Origin of the sequence: Streptomyces sp. NPDC058240 (genome assembly GCF_042882135.1) — a bacterium.
Lineage (GTDB): Bacteria > Actinomycetota > Actinomycetes > Streptomycetales > Streptomycetaceae > Streptomyces.
The window spans coordinates 13,101-17,431 of record NZ_JBHVWT010000077.1; the positions used below are offsets into that span (position 1 = coordinate 13,101).

The window sequence follows — 4,331 nt, forward strand, 5'->3', positions numbered from 1 at the left end:
CTCCCCCCCGGGACGCGGTTCCCCCCTCCCCCCCCTCCCCCCCCGGGTGGCGGGCCCCCCCCCCCCCCCCGCGGCCCCCCCCCCCCCGGCCGCGCGCGGTGCGGCAGGATGACGACCCGTGACCGTCACCCACATCCCCGGCTCCAAGTCCGTCACCGCGCGTGCCCTGTTCCTGGCCGCCGCCGCGAACGGCACCAGCACCCTCGTACGCCCCCTGCGTTCCGACGACACCGAGGGCTTCGCCGAAGGCCTCACGCGCCTCGGCTACCGGGTCGAGCGGGAGGCGGACCGCTGGCACATCGAGGGCCGCCCCACGGGCCCCGCCGTCGCCGACGCCGACGTCTACTGTCGCGACGGCGCCACCACGGCCCGCTTCCTGCCGACCCTCGCCGCGGCCGCCACCCGGGGCACGTACCGCTTCGACGCCTCCGCCCAGATGCGCCGCCGCCCCCTCGCCCCGCTCACCGAGGCCCTGCGCACGCTCGGCGTCGACCTGCGCCACGACGGGGCCGAGGGCCATCACCCGCTGCGGATCGCCGCGTCCGGAATCGAGGGCGGCGAACTCAGCCTGGACGCGGGGGAGTCCTCCCAGTACCTCACCGCGCTGCTGATGCTCGGACCGCTGACCGCGAAGGGGCTGCGGATCACCGTCACCGACCTGGTCTCCGCCCCGTACATCGCGATCACCCTCGCGATGATGCGCGGCTTCGGCGTCGAGGTGACCCGCGACGGCAACGTCTTCACCGTGCCGCCCGGCGGCTACCGGGCCACCACGTACGCCATCGAGCCCGACGCCTCCACCGCGAGCTACTTCTTCGCCGCGGCGGCCCTCACCGGCCGTGGGATCACCGTTCCCGGCCTCGGCACCGACGCGCTCCAGGGCGACCTGCGCTTCGTCGACGTACTGCGCCGCATGGGCGCCGAGGTGCAGACCACCGCCGATTCCACCACCGTCCGCTCCGGCGGAACCCTCTCGGGCCTCACCGTCAACATGCGCGACATCTCCGACACCATGCCGACGCTGGCCGCCATCGCCCCCTTCGCGTCGGGGCCGGTACGCATCGAGGACGTGGGCAACACCCGGGTCAAGGAGTGCGACCGGCTGGAGGTCTGCGCCCAGAACCTCCGGCGGATGGGCATCACGGTCGCGACGGGCCGGGACTGGATCGAGATCCGGCCCGGAACCCCCCGCCCCGCCGAGATCGCCACCCACGGCGACCACCGCATCGTCATGTCGTTCGCCGTCGCCGGCCTGCGGGTGCCGGGCATCACCTTCGACGACCCCGGTTGCGTACGGAAGACGTTCCCCGGATTCCACCAGGCCTTCGCCGAATTCGCGGAACCCGCCTGCCGATAGGGCTCCCGGCCACCCCGTGTGCGGGACGCACTGTCCACGCCCACAGGAGATGCGGCAACAATGGGGGGCATGAGCGACAGCCCTGCCCCCCTCGCCGACCCGCACCTCGTCTTCGACGCAGCGGAAGGCCGCCGGGATCTCGTCATCCTCGGCTCCACCGGATCCATCGGCACCCAGGCCATCGACCTGGTGCTGCGCAACCCCGACCGCTTCCGCGTCACCGCGCTCTCCGCCGCGGGCGGACGGGTCGCCCTCCTCGCCGAGCAGGCGCGGCAGCTGCGGGTGCGTACCGTGGCCGTCGCCGCACCGGACGCCGTACCGGCCCTCCGTGAGGCGCTGCGCGAGCAGTACGGGACGGGCGAGCCGCTCCCCGAGATCCTGGCAGGGCCCGACGCCGCCGCACAGCTCGCGGCGAGCGACTGCCACACCGTGCTCAACGGAATCACCGGATCGATCGGACTCGCCCCGACGCTCGCCGCGCTGGAGGCGGGCCGCACGCTCGCCCTGGCCAACAAGGAGTCGCTGATCGTCGGCGGCCCGCTGGTCAAGGCGCTGGCGAAGCCCGGCCAGATCATCCCGGTCGACTCCGAACACGCCGCGCTCTTCCAGGCGCTGGGCGCCGGTACCCGCGCCGACGTGCGCAAGCTCGTCGTCACCGCCTCCGGCGGCCCCTTCCGGGGACGGACGAGGAGCGAGCTGGCGGACGTCACGCGCGAGCAGGCCCTCGCCCACCCGACCTGGGCCATGGGACCGGTCATCACGATCAACTCCGCCACCCTGGTCAACAAGGGCCTGGAGGTCATCGAGGCCCATCTCCTCTACGACATCCCGTTCGACCGGATCGAGGTCGTGGTCCACCCCCAGTCGTACGTCCACTCCATGGTGGAGTTCACCGACGGCTCCACCCTCGCCCAGGCCACGCCCCCGGACATGAGGGGCCCGATCGCCATCGGCCTCGGCTGGCCCGCCCGTGTCCCGGACGCCGCCCCCGCCTTCGACTGGTCGAAGGCGTCCAGCTGGGAGTTCTTCCCCCTCGACGACGAGGCCTTCCCGTCCGTGGGACTGGCCAGGCACGTGGGCACGCTCGGCGCCACCGCACCGGCCGTCTTCAACGCCGCCAACGAGGAATGCGTCGACGCATTCCTCGCCGGACGGCTGCCGTTCAACGGCATCATGGATACGGTCACCGCGGTGGTGGCCGAACACGGCACCCCCGCCACGGGAACTTCGCTCACGGTCGCAGACGTCCTGGAAGCGGAGACCTGGGCACGCGCCCGGGCCCGTGAACTCTCGGCGAAAGCGACAGCGGAGGCGCGCGCATGAGTATTACGACGGTCCTGTTGACGATTCTGGGCATCGTCGTCTTCGCCATCGGTCTGCTGTTCTCGATCGCCTGGCACGAGCTCGGGCACCTGTCGACCGCCAAGCTCTTCGGCATCCGCGTCCCCCAGTACATGGTCGGATTCGGACCGACGGTCTGGTCGCGGAAGAAGGGCGACACCGAGTACGGGATCAAGGCCATCCCGGCCGGCGGCTACATCCGCATGATCGGCATGTTCCCGCCGGGAAAGGACGGACGCCTGGAGGCGCGGTCCACCTCGCCGTGGCGCGGCATGATCGAGGACGCCAGGTCCGCCGCCTTCGAAGAACTCGAACCGGGTGACGAGAAGCGCCTCTTCTACACGCGCAAGCCGTGGAAGCGCGTCATCGTGATGTTCGCCGGACCGTTCATGAACCTGGTCCTCGCCGTCGCGATCTTCATCGGCGTGGCGATGACCTTCGGCTTCCAGACCCAGACCACCGAGGTCGCCGGCGTCCAGAAGTGCGTGATCGACCAGAGCGAGAACCGCGACAAGTGCAGGAAGTCCGACCCGGTCTCGCCCGCACTGGCCGCAGGACTCAAGAAGGGCGACACGATCGTCGCCTTCGACGGCCAGAAGGTCGACGACTGGGGCACGCTCTCCGAGAAGATCCGCGACACCATCGGCCCCGCCACCCTCACGGTCCGGCGCGACGGCCAGGAGAAGACCCTCCACGCCGTGCTCCAGAAGAACTCGGTGGCGAAGAAGGACTCCAAGGGCGAGGTCGTCCCCGGCGATTTCGTGGAGGCCGGCTACCTCGGCTTCGCGGCCCAGACCGAGATCGTCCCGCTCTCCTTCGGTGACTCGGTCGTCCGCATGGGAGACATGGTCGAGAACGGCGTCGACTCGATCATCGCCCTCCCGTCCAAGATCCCGGGCCTGTGGAACGCCGCTTTCGGTGACGGCGAGCGCGCGGCCGACTCCCCGGTCGGCGTCGTCGGCGCGGCCAGGATCGGCGGCGAGGTGATGACGCTCGACGTACCGGCGCAGAACCAGATCGCGATGATGCTGTTCCTACTGGCGGGCTTCAACCTCTCGCTGTTCCTCTTCAACATGCTGCCCCTGCTGCCGCTCGACGGCGGGCACATCGCCGGAGCGCTCTGGGAGGCCCTGCGCCGCAATGTGGCACGGGTCTTCAAGCGCCCCGACCCGGGGCCCTTCGACGTGGCCAAGCTGATGCCGGTCGCCTATGTCGTCGCCGGTGTCTTCATCTGCTTCACGCTGCTGGTGCTGGTCGCCGACATCGTGAATCCGGTCAAGATCTCCTGACCCACCCACCACCTCGTGCACCACGAGTGACGGCCCGGCACACAGTGTGTGTCCGGGCCGTCGCCTTTGTGCGGCGCTCCCGGACGCGGTGTGCTCCGGGCCGCCGCCGGTGCCGTAACCTCGAAGGCCGGAGCCCGCCGATCTCGGGACCTTGATCCACACCTTGGGGATGCTCAGCGCATGACTGCGATTTCTCTCGGAATTCCGTCCGTTCCGACCAAGCTCGCCGACCGGAGGGTCAGCCGCAAGATCCAGGTCGGGTCGGTTGCGGTGGGCGGGGATGCGCCGGTGTCGGTGCAGTCGATGACCACGACGCGTACGTCGGACGTGGGTGCGACGTTGCA

The 4,331-nt window shown here is 70.7% G+C and carries 4 protein-coding genes; all 4 read left to right on the forward strand.

Translation table 11 applies throughout. The features are described 5' to 3' along the window. Positions 1 to 118: 118 nt before the first annotated feature. Positions 119 to 1,357, forward strand: a complete 1,239-nt coding sequence (gene aroA / locus ACFVX4_RS39530; RefSeq protein WP_389987599.1) for a 3-phosphoshikimate 1-carboxyvinyltransferase — start codon at positions 119 to 121, stop codon at positions 1,355 to 1,357. Between the two features lie 69 nt (positions 1,358 to 1,426). Beyond that, positions 1,427 to 2,680 carry a 1-deoxy-D-xylulose-5-phosphate reductoisomerase gene (dxr, locus tag ACFVX4_RS39535; protein WP_266427424.1) on the forward strand — a complete coding sequence of 418 codons (1,254 nt, stop codon included), beginning with the start codon at positions 1,427 to 1,429 and terminating at the stop codon, positions 2,678 to 2,680. Next, positions 2,677 to 3,987: a M50 family metallopeptidase gene (locus tag ACFVX4_RS39540; protein ID WP_389987602.1), complete on the forward strand. Its 1,311-nt coding sequence runs from the start codon at positions 2,677 to 2,679 to the stop codon at positions 3,985 to 3,987. The genes dxr and ACFVX4_RS39540 overlap by 4 nt, the downstream gene beginning before the upstream one ends. Before the next feature lie 180 nt (positions 3,988 to 4,167). Beyond that, positions 4,168 to 4,331 (forward strand): flavodoxin-dependent (E)-4-hydroxy-3-methylbut-2-enyl-diphosphate synthase (locus ACFVX4_RS39545; protein ID WP_362209164.1); only part of this gene is annotated, 164 nt, incomplete at its 3' end.